The 1,056-nt window shown below is 61.7% G+C and carries 1 protein-coding gene; it reads left to right on the top strand.

All coding sequences use genetic code 11. The features are described 5' to 3' along the window. Nucleotides 1–202: 202 nt before the first annotated feature. On the top strand, nucleotides 203–1,056 hold an 854-nt coding region (locus EOA24_RS39030; protein WP_281059942.1), incomplete at its 3' end, for an MHYT domain-containing protein.

Genomic DNA, 1,056 nt, shown 5'->3' with positions numbered 1-1,056 from the left:
GACAGTCCACCAGCCGCTCGAAAAGCTTTCGTTGCAGTCGCGCTTGAAGCAAAGATTCTGCGCAGCGATTAGCCCTTACGCTGGATCTCGATCTCCGCCGGCGACTCGTCGACCGCAAGCGCCAGCTCGAAGCGCATTTTCCGCTTAAGCGCTTTATTCAAGTTTTGGCCATAGATTTCTCCCCAGACGGTGGGGCAAGAGCATGTTGAAAGTCTACACTTGCATTGCGACGCAGCATGATCTGCGTCTGGTTGCGCTGGCGGCCTTCATCTGCGCCCTGGCCTCTTTCACAGCTGTGAATCTCCTCCACCATGTCGGGCGCAGTGAAAGCGAAATGCGACGGGTCTGGCTAGCCGTCGCCGCGATCGCCACCGGCTTCGGCATCTGGGCGACGCATTTCATAGCCATGTTGGCATTCCAGCCCGCTGTGTCGAGCGGCTATAACATCGCCTTGACGATCGTGTCGTTGCTGGCCGCGATCGCGTTGACCGGCACCGGTCTCACGATCGGCATCTCACCGCGCATTCCACATGGGCGCTGGATCGGCGGTGCCGTCGTCGGGGGCGGCATCGCGGTGATGCACTACACTGGCATGGCCGCATTCGAGATCGAGGGCCGCGTCGTCTGGGATTTGCCGCTCGTCGCCGCCTCAATCATTCTTGGTGGGCTGTTCGGCGCGACCGCATTGCCGGTTGCCCTTCACTCGAACACGGTCAAGTGGAAGGCGCTGGGCGCGGTCGTGCTGACGGTAGCGATTTGCAGCCACCATTTCACGGCGATGGCCGCGGCCGCAATCATGCCAGACCCGCGCATTGTCATTTCCGCGACGGCGTTGCCGGCGGACTGGATGGCAACTGGCGTAGCCCTCGTTTCAATCGTCATCATCCTTTTGGCCGTCATCGGCCTCGCCCTCGATGTGCGTGATCTGCGTCGCGCCGGCGAGGCAGCACGTATGCAGGAGCTGGCCGACGCGGCCGTGGAGGGGCTAATCGTGTGCAACGAAACCGATATTGTGGCAGCCAATCGCAGTTTCGCCGCGCTTGCCTGCGTGGACGG

Source organism: Mesorhizobium sp. M2A.F.Ca.ET.039.01.1.1, assembly GCF_003998035.1.
Classification (GTDB): domain Bacteria; phylum Pseudomonadota; class Alphaproteobacteria; order Rhizobiales; family Rhizobiaceae; genus Mesorhizobium.
The sequence above is the reverse complement of the archived record's forward strand: the minus strand, read 5'-3'. Positions and strand labels throughout refer to the sequence as shown.